The organism is Sphingomonas sp. 35-24ZXX (assembly GCF_000786215.1).
Lineage (GTDB): Bacteria > Pseudomonadota > Alphaproteobacteria > Sphingomonadales > Sphingomonadaceae > Blastomonas.
In genome coordinates, this window is sequence record NZ_JROG01000003.1 from 732131 (window position 1) to 749041 (window position 16911).

Annotated in this window: 16 protein-coding genes; 14 read left to right on the forward strand and 2 right to left on the reverse strand. The window is 64.3% G+C overall.

Going from position 1 to position 16911, the window contains the following annotated elements:
* The first annotated feature begins 53 nt into the window (after window positions 1-53).
* The gene (locus LI72_RS06145; protein WP_033924898.1) at window positions 54-788 is read left to right on the forward strand and encodes a phosphatidylserine decarboxylase; all 735 of its coding nucleotides are present in this window, start codon (window positions 54-56) and stop codon (window positions 786-788) included.
* 49 nt (window positions 789-837) lie between these two features.
* A complete protein-coding gene (locus LI72_RS06150; RefSeq protein ID WP_231562377.1) occupies window positions 838-1659 on the forward strand; it encodes a CDP-alcohol phosphatidyltransferase family protein in 822 nt (273 codons plus the stop codon).
* Here the strand turns inward: LI72_RS06150 and LI72_RS06155 are convergent.
* Entirely contained in the window at window positions 1628-1906 is a 279-nt protein-coding gene (locus tag LI72_RS06155; RefSeq protein WP_033924899.1) for a hypothetical protein, read from the reverse strand. The genes LI72_RS06150 and LI72_RS06155 overlap by 32 nt on opposite strands.
* A 348-nt stretch (window positions 1907-2254) precedes the next feature.
* Between LI72_RS06155 and rpsB the strand changes: the two genes are divergently transcribed.
* The 12 genes from rpsB to rpmE all read left to right on the forward strand — a co-directional run bounded on the left by rpsB (window position 2255) and on the right by rpmE (window position 13806).
* The gene (rpsB, locus tag LI72_RS06160) at window positions 2255-3082 is read left to right on the forward strand and encodes a 30S ribosomal protein S2 (protein WP_033924900.1); all 828 of its coding nucleotides are present in this window, start codon (window positions 2255-2257) and stop codon (window positions 3080-3082) included.
* Window positions 3083-3211: 129 nt separating this feature from the next.
* Window positions 3212-4135 carry a translation elongation factor Ts gene (tsf, locus tag LI72_RS06165; RefSeq protein ID WP_033925365.1) on the forward strand — a complete coding sequence of 308 codons (924 nt, stop codon included), beginning with the start codon at window positions 3212-3214 and terminating at the stop codon, window positions 4133-4135.
* A gap of 194 nt (window positions 4136-4329) precedes the next feature.
* The gene (pyrH, locus tag LI72_RS06170) at window positions 4330-5052 is read left to right on the forward strand and encodes a UMP kinase (RefSeq protein WP_033924901.1); all 723 of its coding nucleotides are present in this window, start codon (window positions 4330-4332) and stop codon (window positions 5050-5052) included.
* 4 nt (window positions 5053-5056) lie between these two features.
* Window positions 5057-5614 carry a ribosome recycling factor gene (gene frr, locus LI72_RS06175; protein ID WP_033924902.1) on the forward strand — a complete coding sequence of 186 codons (558 nt, stop codon included), beginning with the start codon at window positions 5057-5059 and terminating at the stop codon, window positions 5612-5614.
* 104 nt (window positions 5615-5718) lie between these two features.
* A complete protein-coding gene (gene uppS / locus LI72_RS06180) occupies window positions 5719-6387 on the forward strand; it encodes a polyprenyl diphosphate synthase (protein ID WP_231562405.1) in 669 nt (222 codons plus the stop codon).
* Entirely contained in the window at window positions 6374-7180 is an 807-nt protein-coding gene (locus tag LI72_RS06185; RefSeq protein WP_081984762.1) for a phosphatidate cytidylyltransferase, read from the forward strand. The genes uppS and LI72_RS06185 overlap by 14 nt, the downstream gene beginning before the upstream one ends.
* 7 nt (window positions 7181-7187) lie before the next feature.
* A complete protein-coding gene (gene dxr / locus LI72_RS06190) occupies window positions 7188-8399 on the forward strand; it encodes a 1-deoxy-D-xylulose-5-phosphate reductoisomerase (protein WP_052129545.1) in 1212 nt (403 codons plus the stop codon).
* A 2-nt stretch (window positions 8400-8401) separates the two neighbouring features.
* A complete protein-coding gene (gene rseP / locus LI72_RS06195) occupies window positions 8402-9514 on the forward strand; it encodes an RIP metalloprotease RseP (RefSeq protein WP_156139495.1) in 1113 nt (370 codons plus the stop codon).
* Window positions 9515-9630: 116 nt separating this feature from the next.
* A complete protein-coding gene (gene bamA / locus LI72_RS06200) occupies window positions 9631-12300 on the forward strand; it encodes an outer membrane protein assembly factor BamA (protein WP_081984676.1) in 2670 nt (889 codons plus the stop codon).
* Entirely contained in the window at window positions 12300-12992 is a 693-nt protein-coding gene (locus LI72_RS06205; RefSeq protein ID WP_033924903.1) for an OmpH family outer membrane protein, read from the forward strand. Before bamA ends, LI72_RS06205 begins: the two co-directional genes overlap by 1 nt.
* A 9-nt stretch (window positions 12993-13001) precedes the next feature.
* Window positions 13002-13460, forward strand: coding sequence for a 3-hydroxyacyl-ACP dehydratase FabZ (gene fabZ / locus LI72_RS06210; protein ID WP_033924904.1), 459 nt, complete (start codon window positions 13002-13004; stop codon window positions 13458-13460).
* Window positions 13461-13575: 115 nt separating this feature from the next.
* Complete coding sequence (gene rpmE, locus LI72_RS06215) at window positions 13576-13806, forward strand: 50S ribosomal protein L31 (RefSeq protein ID WP_033924905.1); 231 nt, start codon at window positions 13576-13578, stop codon at window positions 13804-13806.
* A 299-nt stretch (window positions 13807-14105) separates the two neighbouring features.
* On the opposite strand, the gene alaS is transcribed toward rpmE, so the two are convergent.
* Window positions 14106-16766, reverse strand: coding sequence for an alanine--tRNA ligase (gene alaS / locus LI72_RS06220; protein WP_033925371.1), 2661 nt, complete (start codon window positions 16764-16766; stop codon window positions 14106-14108).
* Window positions 16767-16911: the final 145 nt, after the last annotated feature.

A 16911-nucleotide genomic window follows, 5' to 3' on the forward strand; every position in this document is an offset into this window, starting at 1 on the left:
CTGCCCGGCTTTGGTCGTTGTCACACCTGCCTCCAGTCCCTAAGAGAGCGGGCATGTCGCAAGAATTACTGGATAACCGGGGCAAGGGCCTGGCGAGCTGGAGCATGCCGCCGGTCCACCCCGAAGGTCGCAAATTTGCCGTGATCGCGGCAGGGATTACCCTCATTTTCGCACTGATGGCTTGGGAAACCCTGGCCTGGCCGATGGCCGGCATCACGCTGTGGATTCTGGCGTTCTTTCGCGATCCCGTGCGGGTCACGCCGCTGGACGAACGCTTTGTCGTGGCACCGGCCGATGGACTGGTGACCCTGATCCAGGAAGTGATGCCGCCCGCCGAGCTGGCTGATGTCGACGGGCTGGGCCATGAACCGGTCTTTCGGGTCTCGATCTTCATGAGCGTGTTCGATGTCCACATCAACCGCGCGCCGATCGGCGGGACGATCCGCCGCATCGTCTATATCTCGGGCAAGTTCCTCAACGCCGACCTCGACAAGGCAAGCGACGAGAACGAACGCCAGCACATCATGGTCGAACGCAGCGACGGTCTGCGCATCGGCTTCACCCAGATTGCCGGGCTGGTCGCCCGGCGCATCGTCCCCTTCATCAAGGAAGGTGACTTTGTCGCGGTCGGCCAGCGTGTCGGCCTGATCCGCTTCGGCAGCCGGGTCGATGTCTATCTGCCGCACGGCACCGCGCCGGCGGTGGTCAAGGGGCAGCGCATCGTGGCCGGAGAGACCGTGCTCGCCATTGTGGGCGACGCCCCTGTCCGCGAAGGAATTTCGCATTGATCACGCATGCCGCCCCTCGCTTCCCTGCCCGGATGAAGGGGCGCCGCGCATGATCGGGGGCGATCCTCGCGATCAGCGCGGTCGCCGCGGCCCGATCCGCTATCTGGCGGGACGCAGGTTCCGGCTGCGCGAGGGCCTGACCCTGCGGGCGATGGTGCCCAATGCGATCACCGCCTCGGCCCTGTGCTGTGGCCTCACCGGAATTCGCTTCGCGCTCGAACAGCAATGGCCGCTCGCGGCCGGCGCGATCGTGCTGGCGGGCGTGCTCGACGGCATCGATGGCCGGGTGGCGCGGATGCTCAAGGCGCAGAGCCGTTTTGGCGCAGAACTCGATTCGCTGGCCGATTCGATTGCCTTCGGGGTTTCGCCGGCGATGGTGCTGTTCCTCTGGTCGCTGAACGAGCTGCCGCGCTTCGGCTGGCTGATCGCTCTGGCGCTGGCGGTGTGCTGCGCCCTGAGATTGGCCCGGTTCAATGCGCAGATCGATCTGGAAGACCAGCCGCACAAGTCGGCGGGCTACATGACCGGTGTTCCCGCGCCTGCGGGTGCGGGGCTGGCGATGCTGCCGCTGTATCTGTGGATGGAAACCGGGCTCGATGTCTTTCGGCACTACACCCTGATCGGCCCGTGGGTGTTGCTGATCGCGTTCCTGATGATCTCGAACGTGGCGACCTTCAGCTGGTCATCGCTGCGGCTGCGCAAGAACATCCGGCTTGAAGCTCTGGCGATCGTCGCTCTGACCGCTGCCTCGTTGCTCACCGTTCCCTGGATCACGCTGACCGCGATCTCGATCGTCTATCTTACCCTGATCCCGTTCGGCATTCGGTCCTACGCGAAGGTCAGGCAGCAGCGCGCCAATCAGGCCGGCTGATCCGACCATCGGCAGCACGCACCGGAAGCGCGACCACCGTGCGCGGCGCATAGTCAGGCGCGGCCACGGGCACGTACCGCGTGACCGGACGCATGCTGCCCTGCACCCATCGTCCTTCATCAACGGCGCGGTAAGCCGCGAACAGCGCGTCGATTCGATCGGCGGCGCCGGAGAAGGTCTGTGCGATGCTGAGCACGGCGAAGATGGCGGCGGCTGCGAAGAACAGGGCAATGACAACAGCGAACATGGCAAAACATCCTGGCTTTGGTCTGCTGTGCCGAGCATCAGCAGGACATTGTGGATAACTCTGTGGACACCATCTGGTTCCCGATCCATGCTGCAGCCGAGCCGTTAACCGTCTTTGTTTGTCTTTTGTTCCATTTCTGTTCACACGCGTCAAGCGGAAAAATGCCATCCCGCTGGCAATTGGGGCTGGATTTTGCGGAGTGAACCCCGTAAGGGCGCGCTCGTCCACGGCGCAGTGTCGCGGGCAATCCACATGGAAGACACACATACCGGTGCCTCGGCGGCCCTTTGAGGGCGCGTCCATCCAGGTTCCCGTCTTCCAGAGGTCCAACCGGAAAGGAATTAGCTTATGGCGGCACCTGTCGTCACGATGCAGCAGCTTATCGAAGCTGGCGCTCACTTTGGTCACCAGACCCACCGCTGGAACCCGCGCATGAAGCCGTACATCTTCGGCGCGCGCAACGGCATCCACATCCTCGACCTGTCGCAGACCGTTCCGCTGTTCGCGCGTGCGCTCGAGTTCGTCGCGGCCACCGTTCAGGCGGGCGGCAAGGTTCTGTTCGTCGGCACCAAGCGCCAGGCACAGTCGCCGATCGCCGATGCAGCCCGCGCCAGCGGCCAGCATTTCGTCAACCACCGCTGGCTGGGCGGCATGCTCACCAACTGGAAGACCATCTCGGGTTCGATCAAGCGCCTCAAGACGCTCGAAGAGCAGCTCGCCGGTGACACCTCGGGCTTCACCAAGAAGGAAGTCCTGCAGCTGACCCGCGAACGCGACAAGCTGGAGCTTTCGCTCGGCGGCATCCGCGACATGGGCGGCATTCCCGACGTGATGTTCGTGATCGACGCAAACAAGGAAGATCTCGCCATCAAGGAAGCCAACGTGCTTGGCATCCCGGTGATCGCGATCCTCGATTCGAACGTCGACCCGCAGGGCATCGCCTTCCCGGTTCCCGCCAATGACGATGCGGCACGCGCCGTGCGTCTGTATTGCGATGCGATTGCCGCTGCTGCCACCAAGGGCCGCACCGGTGCCGCCATGGCATCGGGCGCAGACGTTGGCGCGATGGCTGAACCGCCGGCAGAAGCTGCCGTCGAGGAAGCTCCGGCCGAGCCTGAAGTTTCGGCTGCGGAATTCGCGGGCGAAGCTGGCGAAGGCGCAGCTCCGGCGGCCTGATGGGCGGATCGGGCGGGGCCTGCCCTGCCCGCTGCGCTACACGAAAATGACACATGCAGGGGCTACGGGCCGGGCATTGGCTCGCACCTGTGGCCCCTGCAACTACATCCCAGTACAAGGAACATGAACATGGCCGTTATCACCGCTGCTAATGTCAAGGAACTGCGCGAGCGCACCGGCGCCGGCATGATGGACGCCAAGAAGGCGCTGACCGAAGCCGATGGCGACATCGAAGCCGCGGTCGACGCGCTGCGCGCCAAGGGCCTCGCCACCGCGCAGAAGAAGTCGAGTCGTACGGCTGCCGAAGGTCTGGTCGGCATCGAGGTGCAGGGCCTCAAGGGCGTTGCTGTCGAAGTGAACAGCGAAACCGACTTCGTTGCCAAGAACGAACAGTTCCAGGATTTCGTCCGCAAGGTGACCTCGGTCGCGCTGACCACCGGTGACGATGTCGACACGCTCAAGGCTGCGCCCTATCCCGATGGCGAGACCGTCGGCGAAAAGCTCACCAACTCGATCGCCACGATCGGCGAGAACCAGTCGATCCGCCGCATCAAGACCGTCTCGGTCAGCGAAGGCGTCGTCGTTTCGTATATGCACAACGCTGTTGCACCGAACCTGGGCAAGATCGGCGTGCTGGTCGCGCTCGAAGGCACCGTGTCGGCAGACGTTCTGGAGCCGCTCGGCAAGCAGATCGGCATGCACATCGCCGCTGCCTTCCCGCTGGCGCTCAACAGCGATGGCCTGGACGCTGAAATGATCGCGCGCGAACGCAAGATCGCCGAGGAAAAGGCTGCCGAAAGCGGCAAGCCCGCCGAAGTGCAGGCCAAGATGGTCGATGGCGCTATCGCCAAGTTCGCCAAGGAAAACGCGCTGCTCAGCCAGCTGTTCGTGATGGACAACAAGACCGCGATCGCCGACGTGGTGGCCAAGGCCGCCAAGGACGCCGGTGGCACCATCACCCTCAAGGACTATGTCCGCTTCCAGCTCGGTGAAGGCATCGAGAAGGAAGAAACCGACTTTGCCGCAGAAGTGGCAGCGGCAGCGGGTCTCTAAGACTCCACTCCCGACGGTTCGAAACGGCGGGTGGCTTCGCGGCCGCCCGCCGCTTTCGTATCCGGCGTCGGCATCCACGGCCGACAACAGACTGAAACAGTTGCGCGAACGTGCTTGGCAGCCACGAATGCACTGACTATGGTGCGCGCCACCCTGACCGCTGGTCGCCAATCAGCCCAATCACCGGAACCTTCATGACCATCGCTTCCTACCGCCGCATTCTCCTGAAACTCTCGGGGGAAGCCTTGATGGGCGATGGCCAGTACGGCATCGACCCCGCCACCGTCACGCGCATGGCAGGCGAGGTAAAGGCGGCGAAGGAAACCGGCCTCGAAATCTGCCTGGTCATCGGCGGCGGCAACATTTTCCGCGGCATGGCAGGCGCTGCCAAGGGCATGGACCGGGCACAGGCCGATTACATGGGCATGCTGGCCACGGTGATGAACGCGCTGGCGATGCAGAGCGCGCTCGAGCAGCTGGGTGTTCCCACCCGCGTGCAGTCCGCGATCGAGATGGACAAGGTCTGCGAGCCGGTGATCCGCCGCCGTGCGCAGCGGCACCTGGAAAAGGGCCGCGTGGTCATCTTCGCCGCCGGCGTCGGCGCCCCGTATTTCACCACCGATTCCGGCGCAGCGCTGCGCGCCGCCGAGATGAAGTGCGATGCGCTGCTCAAGGGCACCAGCGTCGATGGCGTCTACAATGCCGACCCCAAGCTGGATCCGACCGCGGTGCGTTACGATACACTGAGTTACGACCGGGTGTTGCAAGACAATCTGAAGGTGATGGACGCCAGCGCCGTCGCCTTGTGCCGTGACAATTCCATTCCCATCGTGGTGTTCTCGATCCGCGAACAGGGCAATCTTGCCCGTGTTCTGAGCGGCGAAGGCACTGCGACAACCGTACATCAGAAGGACTGAACCCGTGGCACAGTTTGACAAGAAAGACCTCGAGCGCCGGATGACCGGCGCGGTGGAATCGCTCAAGGGCGACCTGACCGGCCTGCGCACCGGCCGCGCCAATGTCGCCTTGCTCGATCCGGTGACGGTCGAGGTCTATGGCTCGCACATGCCCCTGACCCAGATCGCCACCGTGTCCGCGCCCGAGCCGCGCATGCTGTCGGTGCAGGTATGGGACAAGTCGAACGTCGGCCCCGCCGACAAGGCGATCCGTTCCGCAGGCCTTGGCCTCAACCCGATCATGGATGGCCAGACGCTGCGCCTGCCGATCCCCGACCTCACCGAGGATCGCCGCAAGGAGCTTGCCAAGCTTGCCGGTCAATATGCCGAAAAGGCCCGCATCGCGATCCGCAATGTGCGCCGCGACGGCATGGATTCGCTGAAAGCCGACGAGAAGAAGGGCGTGATCAGCGAGGATGAGCGCAAGCGGTTCGAAACCGAGGTGCAGAAGCTGACCGATGACATCATCGCGCAGGCCGATGCCGCCGCCGCGCAGAAGGAAAAGGAAATCCTGGGCCAGTGATCTTCCGGTCCGGCCCCAAAGTCTCCAAGGCGCAAGCGCAAACCGTGCCGATCGCGCACGGCGATGCGGCGCCGGCTTATGGGGTGCGCCATGCCGCCATCATCATGGATGGCAACGGCCGCTGGGCCGCCAAGCGCGGCCTGCCCCGGCTGATCGGGCACAAGCAGGGCGTCGAGGCTGTGCGCACCACCGTGCGCGCGGCCCGCGACATGGGGCTGGAGGCGCTGACGCTCTACGCCTTCTCGTCGGAAAACTGGAAGCGTCCGGAAGACGAGGTCTCGGACCTGATGGGTCTGCTGCGCCACTTCATCCGCGCGGATGTCGACGAGTTCATCGCCAACAATGTCCGGCTGAAGATCATCGGCAATTATCGGGTGCTCGCCCCCGATCTGGTCGAGATGATCGAGGATGTCGTGCAGCGTACCGCGCACAACACCGGCACCACATTGGTGATCGCGTTGAACTATGGCTCTCAGGACGAACTGCTGCGCGCCACGCGCGCGCTGGCGGCCGCGGCCGCGCGCGGCGAGATCGCTCCGGACTCGATCGAAAGCGCGCATATCGATGCCGCGCTCGACACCAGCGACCTGCCGCCGCTCGATCTGCTGATCCGCACATCGGGCGAACAGAGGCTCAGCAACTTCCTGCTATGGCAGGCCGCTTATGCCGAGCTGTATTTTACCGATACGCTGTGGCCGGATTTCGACGGCGCATCGCTGGCCGAGGCACTCGAAGCCTATGGGGCACGCGAAAGGCGTTTTGGTGGCCGCTGAACCCGTTCGGCGATCCCTGTTCGGCCAGGATCTGGCGGTTCGCACGGTATCCGGCCTGATCCTCGTCGCCATTGCCGGAACCGCGCTGTGGCTGGGCGGCATTGCCTTCTGGCTGCTGCTGATGGCCGGCGCGCTGGCGATGCAGCATGAATGGGCCGGACTGGTGGGGCGGCTGGAACGACGGCGGCTGTCGATGCTGGCACTGATGGCCTCGCTGTCGATGCTTTCGCCGTTTGCCGATGGCCCGGGCTTTCTCTCGCTGGGCTTCATCATCGGCGGCGCATTCTTCATCGCCGCGATCGACCGCGGTTTTCGCCTGGCGCTCGGCATCTTCTATTGCGCGGTACCGGTAATGGCCCTGCTCTACCTGCGCCAGCAGGACAATGGCCTGCTGCTCGCCTTCTGGACGATGGCCACGGTCTGGGCGACCGATGTCGGCGCGTATTTTGCCGGCCGCGGTATCGGCGGCCCCAAGATCGCTCCGTCGATCAGCCCCAGCAAGACCTGGGCGGGGCTGGCGGGCGGAATGATCGCGGCCTTCCTGTTTGCCGTCGCATTGCGCGAAGCCTTCGACCTGCCCTTCATCCTGGTCATCGCGAGCGCCCCGCTGGCGATCGTCGCGCAGATGGGGGATTTTCTGGAGAGCTGGATGAAGCGCCAGGCGGGCGTCAAGGATTCGGGCACGCTGATCCCCGGCCATGGCGGCATCCTCGATCGCGTCGACGGATTGGTGCCAGTCGCGCCGGTTGTTGCAACGCTGGTTGCAGCCAATGCCTTTTGGGCGCTAGGGTAACCTTTCTATGTCGCGCCCCGATACGCTATCCGCCGGCCTCATCGTGCCGCCTCCCGCCTCGCCGCCGCGCAGCGTCAGCATCTTTGGTGCGACCGGTTCGGTGGGCACCTCGACGCTCGATCTGATCCGGCTGAACCCGTCCGCCTATCGCATCGTCGCGCTGACCGCGCACAGCGATGCCGAGGGTCTCGCAAGACTTGCGCGCGAATTTTCCGCCGAGGTCGCGGTGATCGGCGACCCTGCGCATCACGATGCGCTGGTCGCGGCGCTCGAAGGCAGCGCAACCCGGGCCTGGTCAGGCCCGCAGGCATTGCTCGACGCGGCAGACCTCGATGCCGACTGGACCATGGCGGCTATCGTCGGCTGCGCAGGACTGGCCCCGATCATGCGCAGCCTGCTGCGCGGGCGCAGCGTCGCCCTGGCGAACAAGGAGGCCCTGGTCTCCTCCGGCGCGCTGATGATCGACGCGGCGCGATCGAGCGGTGCCACCCTGCTCCCGGTCGATTCGGAGCATAATGCGATTTTCCAGTGCCTTGCCGGGGCATCCTATGATCTGGTGGAAAGCATCACGCTCACCGCCAGCGGCGGCCCGTTCCGCACCTGGACGCTCGACCAGATGCGCGCGGCGCGCCCCGATCAGGCGGTGGCGCATCCCAACTGGTCGATGGGTGCCAAGATCTCGGTCGACAGCGCCACCATGTTCAACAAGGGTCTCGAACTGATCGAGGCCTATCATCTCTTCCCGGTCGGGCTCGATGCCATCCGTATTCTGGTCCACCCGCAGTCGGTGATCCATTCGATGGTCGAATATCGCGATCGGTCCACCTTGGCGCAGCTGGGTGCGCCCGACATGCGCATCCCGATCGCCTCGGCCTTGGCCTGGCCGCAGCGGATCGCGACCGATTGCGCGCCGCTCGATCTTGCGACGATCGGCCAGCTCACCTTCGAGCCGCTCGACGAGGTGCGCTTCCCGGGCCCCGGCATCTGCCGTGCGGCGATTGCCGAAGGCGGCGCTGCACCCGCCATTCTCAATGCAGCGAACGAGATTGCGGTCGCCGCGTTCCTGGCCGGGCAGATCGGATTCCTCGATATCGCCGCAATTGTATCGACCGTGCTGGCAGGCTATACCCCGGGCGAACCGAAGTGCCTGCAGGACGTGCTGGCCATTGATTCAGAAGCGCGCGCGCATGCTGCCGCGGCCATTCGAACCAGGAACTGAACTTGAGCGAAAATCCCGGCTTTCTGCTGACCATCATGGCCTTCCTGCTGGTATTGGGGCCCTTGGTCTTCGTGCATGAAATGGGTCATTATCTCGTCGGGCGCTGGTTCGGAGTGAAGGCAGAATCGTTCTCGATCGGCTTTGGCCGCGAAATTGCCGGCTGGACCGACAAGCGCGGTACCCGCTGGAAGCTGGGCATGCTGCCGCTGGGCGGCTATGTGCAGTTCGCTGGCGACATGGATCCCTCGAGCCGCGCCGACCCCGATTGGGTGTCGCTGCCCGCCGAAGAGCGCAACCGCACCTTCCAGTCCAAGAGCCTGCTGCAGCGCGCGCTGATCGTCTTTGCCGGCCCTGCGATCAACTTCCTGTTCGCCATCCTGATCCTGGCAGGCTTTGCCTTTGCCTATGGCAAGAGCGTGACGCCGCCGGTGGTCGCAGGCGTACTGCCCGGTTCGGCCGCGGCAGAAGCCGGGTTGCTGCCGGGCGATCGCATCGTCTCGATCGATGGCGAGCGGATCGAATGGTTCGACGAAGTGGGACGCCGCATCGCGCACCGCCCCGACGAGCGCATCACCATCCGCACCGAGCGTAATGGCAGCGAACGCGATGTCAGCTTCCGCATCGGCGTAGACGTTCAGAAGGACCGGTTCGGCAACGAGTACCGCATCGGGCGGCTGGGCATCATGTCGGCCGAACCTGTCGTGCGCCCGGTCTCGCTGCTCGAATCGCCGGTCGTGGCGGTCGAGCGCACCGGCGACATCGTGCGGCTGATGGTCGCGACCTTGGGCCAGGTGATCACCGGGCGGCGCTCGGTATCCGAACTCGGCGGACCGCTCAAGATCGCGCAGGTTTCCGGCGAGCAGTTCGCCGCCGGGCTCGATGATTTCATCTTCTTTATCGCTTTGATCTCAATTAATTTGGGGTTCATCAATCTGCTGCCAATTCCCATGCTCGATGGCGGCCATCTGCTGTTCTATGCAATCGAGGGCATCCGGCGCAAACCGGTGAACCCGAAAGTGATGGAATGGGCGTTCCGGTCGGGTCTGGCAGCCGTGCTGGCCCTGATGGTGTTCGTGACCGTCAACGATCTCGCATCGTTCGGCCTGCTCGGCTGAAAGACAGGTTGATTGATTGCAGCGGATGATGCAGGGGTTTGCGCACCGGGGCGGGTTATCGGACGGCAATTCAGGGTCCGTCTGATGTTTTTTGGCTTAGGGTGGGTCTTTTTTCCGTGAAATCTGAACACAAAATCGCCATCGGCGCGCGTGCCCTCGGCCTGCTGCTGGGGTCCACCATCCTGGCTGGTACCAGCGGCACTGCGCTTGCGCAGTCGACGGGACCGGCCTCGCCGCCCGCCAGCGCTCCTGCGGCCGTTCCTGCCCCCGTGCTGCCACAAGGCCAGCAGATTCGCTCGATCACCGTCAACGGATCGCAGCGGATCGAAGCGGACACCGTGCGCTCGTACATCCAGCTGCGCGTCGGCGATGTCTACACCCAGGTCGCCGCCGACCAGGCGCTGCGCGATCTGTTCGAAACCGAGCTGTTTGCGGACGTCTCGATCCGCAACAACGACGGTGCGGTGGTCATCGACGTCAAGGAAAACCCGGTGATCAACCGCGTGATCCTGGAAGGCAACAAGCGGATCAAGGACGACAAGATCCTTCCCGAAATCCGGCTGTCGCCGCGGCAGATCTTCACCCGCACCAAGGTGCGCGCCGACGTCGCGCGCATCATCGAACTTTACAAGCGCCAGGGCCGGTTTGCCGCCACGGTCGAGCCGAAGATGGTTCAGCAGGACCAGAACCGCGTCGATGTGGTGTTCGAAATCACCGAAGGACCCAAGTCCAAGGTTCGCCAGATCAACATCCTGGGCAACGAGAAATTCTCCGACGGCGAACTGCGCGGCGAAATGGCGACCAAGCAGTCGCGTTTCTACCGCTTCTTCAGCTCGGGCGATTCCTACGATCCCGACAAGCTGGCGTTCGACCAGCAGAAGCTGCGCCAGTTCTACCTCACCCAGGGCTATGCCGATTTCCGCGTGATCTCGGCGGTGGCCGAACTGACACCCGACAAGCGTGACTTCATCATCACCTATGTCGTCGAGGAAGGCGAGCGCTACAAGTTCGGCGACGTGCTGGTCGAAAGCCAGATTCGCGACTTTTCCGAAGAGGGGCTGAAGGCCCAGCTGCCGATGAAGACCGGCGACTGGTACAATGCCAAGCAGGTCGAAGACACTGTCGAGCAGCTGAGCGAGACCGCCGGCCTGTTCGGCTATGCCTTTGCCGACGTCCGACCCAATTTCAATCGCGACCGCGAAACGCTCACCATGGACATCACGTTCGAGCTGGCGGAATCGGCGCGCGTCTATGTCGAGCGGATCGACATCAACGGCAACACGCTGACGCAGGACAAGATCGTTCGTCGCGAATTCCGGCTGAACGAGGGCGATGCGTTCAACAGCTTCCTGGTCAAGCGTTCGGAAAACCGCATCAACTCGCTCGGCTATTTCCAGGAAAAGTTTGAGATCGAACAGAAGCAGGGCAGCGCCCCTGACCGCATCATCCTGGAAGCCAATGTCGAGGAAAAGGCCACTGGCGAACTCCAGCTGTCAGCCGGTTTCTCGTCGATCGAGAACTTCATCCTGCAGGCCTCGATCCGCCAGCGCAACTTCCGCGGCAAGGGCCAGACGGTGGGCGCCAGCGTCAACTATTCGCGATTCTCGCAGGGCATCAACCTCAGCTTCACCGAACCTTATGTGTTCGATCGCAACATCTCGTTCGGCGCGGACATCTTCCGCCGCGATCTGAACAGCTTCAACTTCGTCGGCAATTCGCGCAACACCACGTTCGAGCAGCTGACCACCGGGGCCTCATTCCGCGTGGGCGTGCCGCTCACCGAATATGTCTCGGCGCTGCTGCGCTATTCGCTGACCGTCGATGACGTGACGCTTGATCGCGCCCAGTTCTTCTCCGACCTCAACGGCGATGGCACGCTCGAGTGCGACCCCGTGCGCGCCGGCTTCTTCCTGTGCGACAACCTGGGCCAGCGCACGACCTCGCTGGTCGGCTATTCGCTGATCTACGACAACCGCGACAACCGCGTGCGTCCGACGCGCGGGCAGAACGTCACGCTGTCGCAGGACTTTGCCGGACTTGGCGGCGCGGTCAGCTATCTGCGCACGCGGCTCAACGCCTCGAAGCACTGGCGTATCGGTCGCAGCGGCTTCATCTTCACCGTCGCGGCCGAAGGCGGCCATATCATCGCCTTCGAAAACCGCGGCACCCCGGCGCAGGGCATCGACGACATTCGTCTGACGGACCGCTTCTTCCTGGGGCAGCCGCAGATCCGCGGATTCGACATTCGCGGCGTCGGTCCGCGCGTGATCCGCACCGGCTTCACGCCCGAGGTCGTCAACGGCGTTATCGTCAACACGCCGATCACCGAGCGCCGCAACCGCGTCGATGACGCGCTGGGCGGTCGCTATTACTATCTTGCTCGCGCCGAGCTCGACATTCCGCTGGGCAGCGGCGCCCGTGAACTCGGCCTGCGTCCGTCGGTGTTCGTCGATGCCGGTGCCGTGTTCGGCGTGGTGACCCCGCTGCTGCAGACCCCCCAGAACCGCGATGAGAACGGCAATCTGCTGTTCCTCACGACAGACGCTGCCGGTGAAATCATCACCACGACCAGCGCCACCAACGCTGCCGGTGTGGCCAACACGCCCAGCCTGGCGTTCACCGAACAGTTCTTCGGCGATTCGCCCAAGCCGCGTGTTTCGGTGGGCTTCGGCGTCAACTGGAACTCGCCGTTCGGCCCGTTCCGTATCGATATTGCCCGCGCCCTGCTCAAAGAGCCTGGCGACGACACCCGTCTATTCACATTCAACGTAGGGACTCAGTTCTGATGAAACTTCTTCTGAAATGCACCGCCGCCGCCCTGATGGCTGCCGGCACCATCGCTTCCGGCGCAATCGCTCCGGTGGCTGCACAGGCTGTCGCCGGTCTTGGCGTTGCCGACCAGCGCCGCGCCGTGATCGAATCGGCCGCGTTCGTGAACGCGAATGCCGCGCGTCCGACCACCTACAAGGCGCAGTATGATGCGGCGCAGGCCAAGTCGAACCAGATCCGCCAGCAGCTCGAGCCGCTGGTGACCAAGTTCAACACCGACGTCCAGGCGCCCAACGCGCAGGCCAATCAGGCCGCACTGCAGCAGCAGCTGGGCCAGATCCAGCAGCTGCGCGAGCAGGGTTCGCAGGAAGTCCAGGAAATCCTGCAGCCTGTCGCGCTGTCCGAAGCCTATGTTCTGGAACAGATCAGCGACAAGTTCGACGCCGCCGTGCGCAGCGCGATGACCAAGCGCAAGATCAGCATCGTGTTCGAAGTCGGCTCGACGCTGGCGCACAACGATGCCTATGATCTGACCAAGGACATCACGGCCGAGCTGAACGCCGCCATCCCGACCGCACAGCTTGTGCCGCCGCAGGGTTGGCTGCCGCGTGCGCAGCGTGAACAGCAGGCACGTGCCGCAGCAGCACAGGGCCAGGCTCCGGCAGCAGCGCCCGCCGCCCCGGCAGCGCAGCAGCCCGAAGGCCGGTAATCGACCGCCATGACCGAAGGCGTGCAGGGATATGACATCCTCAAGGTGATGGCGGCGCTTCCGCACCGCTATCCCATGCTGCTGGTCGATCGCGTGGCCCGGCTGGACATTGACCAGTCGATCCATGCGATCAAGGCCGTCAGCATGAACGAGCCGTTCTTCCAGGGCCACTTCCCTGCCCGCCCGATCATGCCCGGCGTCCTCATCATCGAGGCGCTGGCGCAGGCCGCGGGCATCCTGGCCGTCGAGTCCCTGGGTCTCGCAGGCTCGGGCAAGCTCGTCTATTTCATGGCGATCGACGGTGCGAAGTTCCGCGCGCCGGTGGAGCCCGGCGTGCTGCTCGACCTGCATGCCGAGTTCGAGCAAAAGCGCGCCAAGGTGTGCAAGTTCAAGGCGCGGGCGGAAATGAACGGCAAGCTGGCCTGCGAGGTCGGCTTCACCGCGATGATCGCCGATCCACCCGCCTGACGGCGCACAGCCCCCGCAAACCGCTTGCTTTTGACCCGATGCGGCGTTATGCGCGCCGCTTCCCATTCATCCTGCGGGCTGGTCGGAACCAGCCACATTCAAGGACACTCGACCAATGAAGAACGATATCCATCCCGATTACCACATGATCAATGTGAAGATGACCGACGGCACCGTCTACCAGACCCGCTCGACCTGGGGCAAGGAAGGCGACACGATGCAGCTGGATATCGACCCCACCTCGCACCCGGCCTGGACCGGCGGCAATTCGCGCATGCTCGATGCAGGCGGCCAGGTGGCGCGCTTCAACAAGCGTTTCGGCGGGATTTCGCTCAAGAAGGGCTGATCGCCTCGATCTGCTCCAAGCAATCAAAAAGGGCTGCGAACCAGATGGTTTCGCAGCCCTTTTTCATGGGTGATGGACTTGGAGGCCGAACACGGTTGCCGCCCCCCTGCGAAGGCAGGGGCCTATCTCCAGAGCGTTCGGGCTTGGGTAACCGGCCCGGTGTGCAACTGAACGCCCAGCATATCCACCGAGCGCCCGCGAGGAAGGCAATTGCAGATGATGGGCCCCTGCCTTCGCAGGGGGCCGTCATGATGTGGTGAGTTCAACAACATGCCCTGCTATCGCAGGGGGGCAACACCTCACGCAGGCGCGGCTGCGCTCTCGACCAGAGCCCGCACCGCATCGAGCGCAGACTCGGCCTTCGATCCATCCGGACCGCCGCCCTGCGCCATGTCGGGACGGCCGCCGCCGCCCTTGCCACCCAGAGCCTCGACGCCGGCGCGCACCAGATCGACCGCACTGAAGCGGCCTGTCAGGTCATCGGTTACGGCAGCGGCAAAGGCCGCGCGGCCATCGTTCACCGCGACCATTGCTGCAATGCCGGAACCCAGCGTTGTCTTGGCCTGATCGAGCAATCCGCGCAGTTCCTTGGGGTCTAGCCCGTCGATGACCTGCGCGATGAAGCTGACGCCGCTCAGGTTCTCGACCTGCGGCCCGGCCTTGCCCGAGCCGCCACCCAGCGCCAGCGCCTTGCGGGCTTCGGCCAGTTCGCGTTCCAGCGTGCGGCGTTCGTCGACCAAAGCCGCTATGCGGGCTTCGAGTTCGTCGGGCGCGGTCTTGACCAGAGCGGCAATCGCCTTGAGCCGCTCGTCGCGCGAGACCAGCCACTGGCGCGCGCCTTCGCCGGTCAAGGCCTCGATACGGCGCACGCCGCTGGAGACGGCGCTTTCGGACACGATGCGGAAGATGCCGATATCGCCCAGCGCACGGACATGCGTGCCGCCGCACAATTCGACCGAGAAATGCTTGTCGGTGGCGCGCCCCATGGAGAGTACGCGGACCTCGTCGCCATATTTCTCGCCAAACAGGGCGAGCGCACCGGCCTGGACCGCATCATCGGGCGTCATCAGCCGCGTCGTCACCGCCTCGTTGGCACGGATCTCGGCGTTCACCTCGGCCTCGACCGCGGCTATCTCCGCATCGGTCAGCGCCTTGGTGTGTGAGAAATCGAAACGCAGCCGCTCGGGCGCGACCAAAGATCCCTTTTGCGTGACGTGCCCGCCCAGATGGTTGCGCAGCGCCGCGTGCAGCAGGTGGGTGGCGCTGTGGTTGGCGCGCAGCGCATCGCGCCGCTCGACATCGACCGCAAGGTGCACGGTATCGCCGACCTTGATTTCGCCCGCGTCGATCCGCGCCTGATGCGCGTGCAGACGGCCAAGCGGCTTGGAGGTATCATCAACCACCGCCTTGAGCCCGCCGAGCGAACTGATCACGCCGGCATCGCCCATCTGGCCACCGCTTTCGCCATAGAACGGCGTCTGGTTGACCAGAATGGTGACGGTCTCGCCCACAGCAGCGCTGGCAATCTCGGCGCCATCACGCACCAGCGCGACGACTTCGGCTTCGCCCTCGGTGGCGGTATAGCCGGTGAATTCGGTGCCACCGGCGCGTTCGGCTATGTCGTACCAGACCTCGGCAGAGGCCGCTTCGCCCGAGCCCTTCCATGCGGCGCGCGCGGCGGCCTTTTGCGCGGCCATGGCGGTGTCGAAGCCGGCGCGATCGACGCCAAGGCCTCTGGAGCGCAAGGCATCCTCGGTCAGGTCATAGGGGAAGCCATAGGTGTCGTAGAGCCGGAAGGCGGTCTCGCCCGACAGCACGGCGCCGTCGGCCAGGCCTTCGGTGGCCTCGTCGAGCAGGCGCAGGCCCTTGTCGAGCGTCTGACGGAAACGGGTTTCCTCACGCTCCAGTGTTTCCTCGATCAGCGGCTGCGCGCGGACCAGCTCGGGGAAGGCTTGCCCCATTTCGGCGACCAGCGTCGGCACCAGCCGGTGCATCAGCGGATCGGCTGCGCCGAGGATGTGAGCATGGCGCATCGCGCGGCGCATGATCCGGCGCAGCACATAGCCGCGCCCTTCGTTGGCCGGCAGCACGCCGTCGGCGATAAGGAACGAGGTAGCGCGCAGGTGATCGGCGATCACGCGGTGGCTGGCCTGGTTGTCCCCGGTGGTGTGCGTGCCCGTCGCCTGGCCCGAGGCCGCGATCAGGGCCTTGAACAGGTCGATATCGTAATTGTCGTGCACGCCCTGCATCACCGCGGCGATGCGTTCGATTCCCATGCCGGTGTCGATCGACGGACGCGGCAGGTTGATGCGGCTGCCATCGGCCTGCTGCTCGTACTGCATGAACACCAGGTTCCAGATCTCGATGAACCGGTCGCCATCCTCATCGGGCGACCCCGGAGGCCCGCCGAAGATGTGATCGCCATGATCGTAGAAGATCTCGCTGCACGGGCCGCAAGGGCCGGTATCGCCCATCGACCAGAAATTGTCCGAGGTCGCGATGCGGATGATGCGCTCTTCGGGAAGTCCTGCGATCTTGCGCCACAGATCGAACGCCTCGTCATCGGTGTGATAGACGGTGACCGTCAGCTTGTCGGCTGCCAGGCCCCAGGTCTTGTTGACCAGGGTCCAGGCATGATGGATCGCCTGTTCCTTGAAATAATCGCCGAACGAGAAGTTGCCGAGCATCTCGAAAAACGTGTGATGCCGCGCGGTATAGCCGACATTGTCGAGATCATTGTGCTTGCCGCCGGCGCGCACGCATTTCTGCGACGAGGTGGCGCGGGCGTTGGCGCGCGATTCCAGCCCGGTGAACACGTTCTTGAACGGCACCATGCCGGCGTTGACGAACATCAGCGTCGGGTCGTTGTGCGGGACCAGAGGCGCCGAAGGCACGATGTCGTGGCCGTTGCTCCCGAAATATTCGAGGAAGGAACGCCGGATGTCATTTGTCGATGTCATGGCCAGCGACATAAGGCGAGTTGAGACGAGATTGAAGCGTTATGTGCGCAAAAATAAAGGGGCAGCGCTGGCTTCGTGCCGCGCTGCCCCTTCACGATCCTATCGATCATCGCTGTCACCGCGGATGCCGCCCAGGTAGCTGCCG

Bases quoted from the DNA above. Each gene is read 5' to 3' on its own strand.
- LI72_RS06145 (WP_033924898.1), top strand. From the start codon at position 54: ATGTCGCAAGAATTACTGGATAACCGGGGCAAGGGCCTGGCGAGCTGG.
- fabZ (WP_033924904.1), top strand. From the start codon at position 13,002: ATGACCGAAGGCGTGCAGGGATATGACATCCTCAAGGTGATGGCGGCG.
- rpmE (WP_033924905.1), top strand. From the start codon at position 13,576: ATGAAGAACGATATCCATCCCGATTACCACATGATCAATGTGAAGATG.
- dxr (WP_052129545.1), top strand. From the start codon at position 7,188: ATGTCGCGCCCCGATACGCTATCCGCCGGCCTCATCGTGCCGCCTCCC.
- alaS (WP_033925371.1), bottom strand. From the start codon at position 16,766: ATGACATCGACAAATGACATCCGGCGTTCCTTCCTCGAATATTTCGGG.
- uppS (WP_231562405.1), top strand. From the start codon at position 5,719: ATGGATGGCAACGGCCGCTGGGCCGCCAAGCGCGGCCTGCCCCGGCTG.
- LI72_RS06205 (WP_033924903.1), top strand. From the start codon at position 12,300: ATGAAACTTCTTCTGAAATGCACCGCCGCCGCCCTGATGGCTGCCGGC.
- LI72_RS06150 (WP_231562377.1), top strand. From the start codon at position 838: ATGATCGGGGGCGATCCTCGCGATCAGCGCGGTCGCCGCGGCCCGATC.
- pyrH (WP_033924901.1), top strand. From the start codon at position 4,330: ATGACCATCGCTTCCTACCGCCGCATTCTCCTGAAACTCTCGGGGGAA.
- LI72_RS06155 (WP_033924899.1), bottom strand. From the start codon at position 1,906: ATGTTCGCTGTTGTCATTGCCCTGTTCTTCGCAGCCGCCGCCATCTTC.
- tsf (WP_033925365.1), top strand. From the start codon at position 3,212: ATGGCCGTTATCACCGCTGCTAATGTCAAGGAACTGCGCGAGCGCACC.
- rpsB (WP_033924900.1), top strand. From the start codon at position 2,255: ATGGCGGCACCTGTCGTCACGATGCAGCAGCTTATCGAAGCTGGCGCT.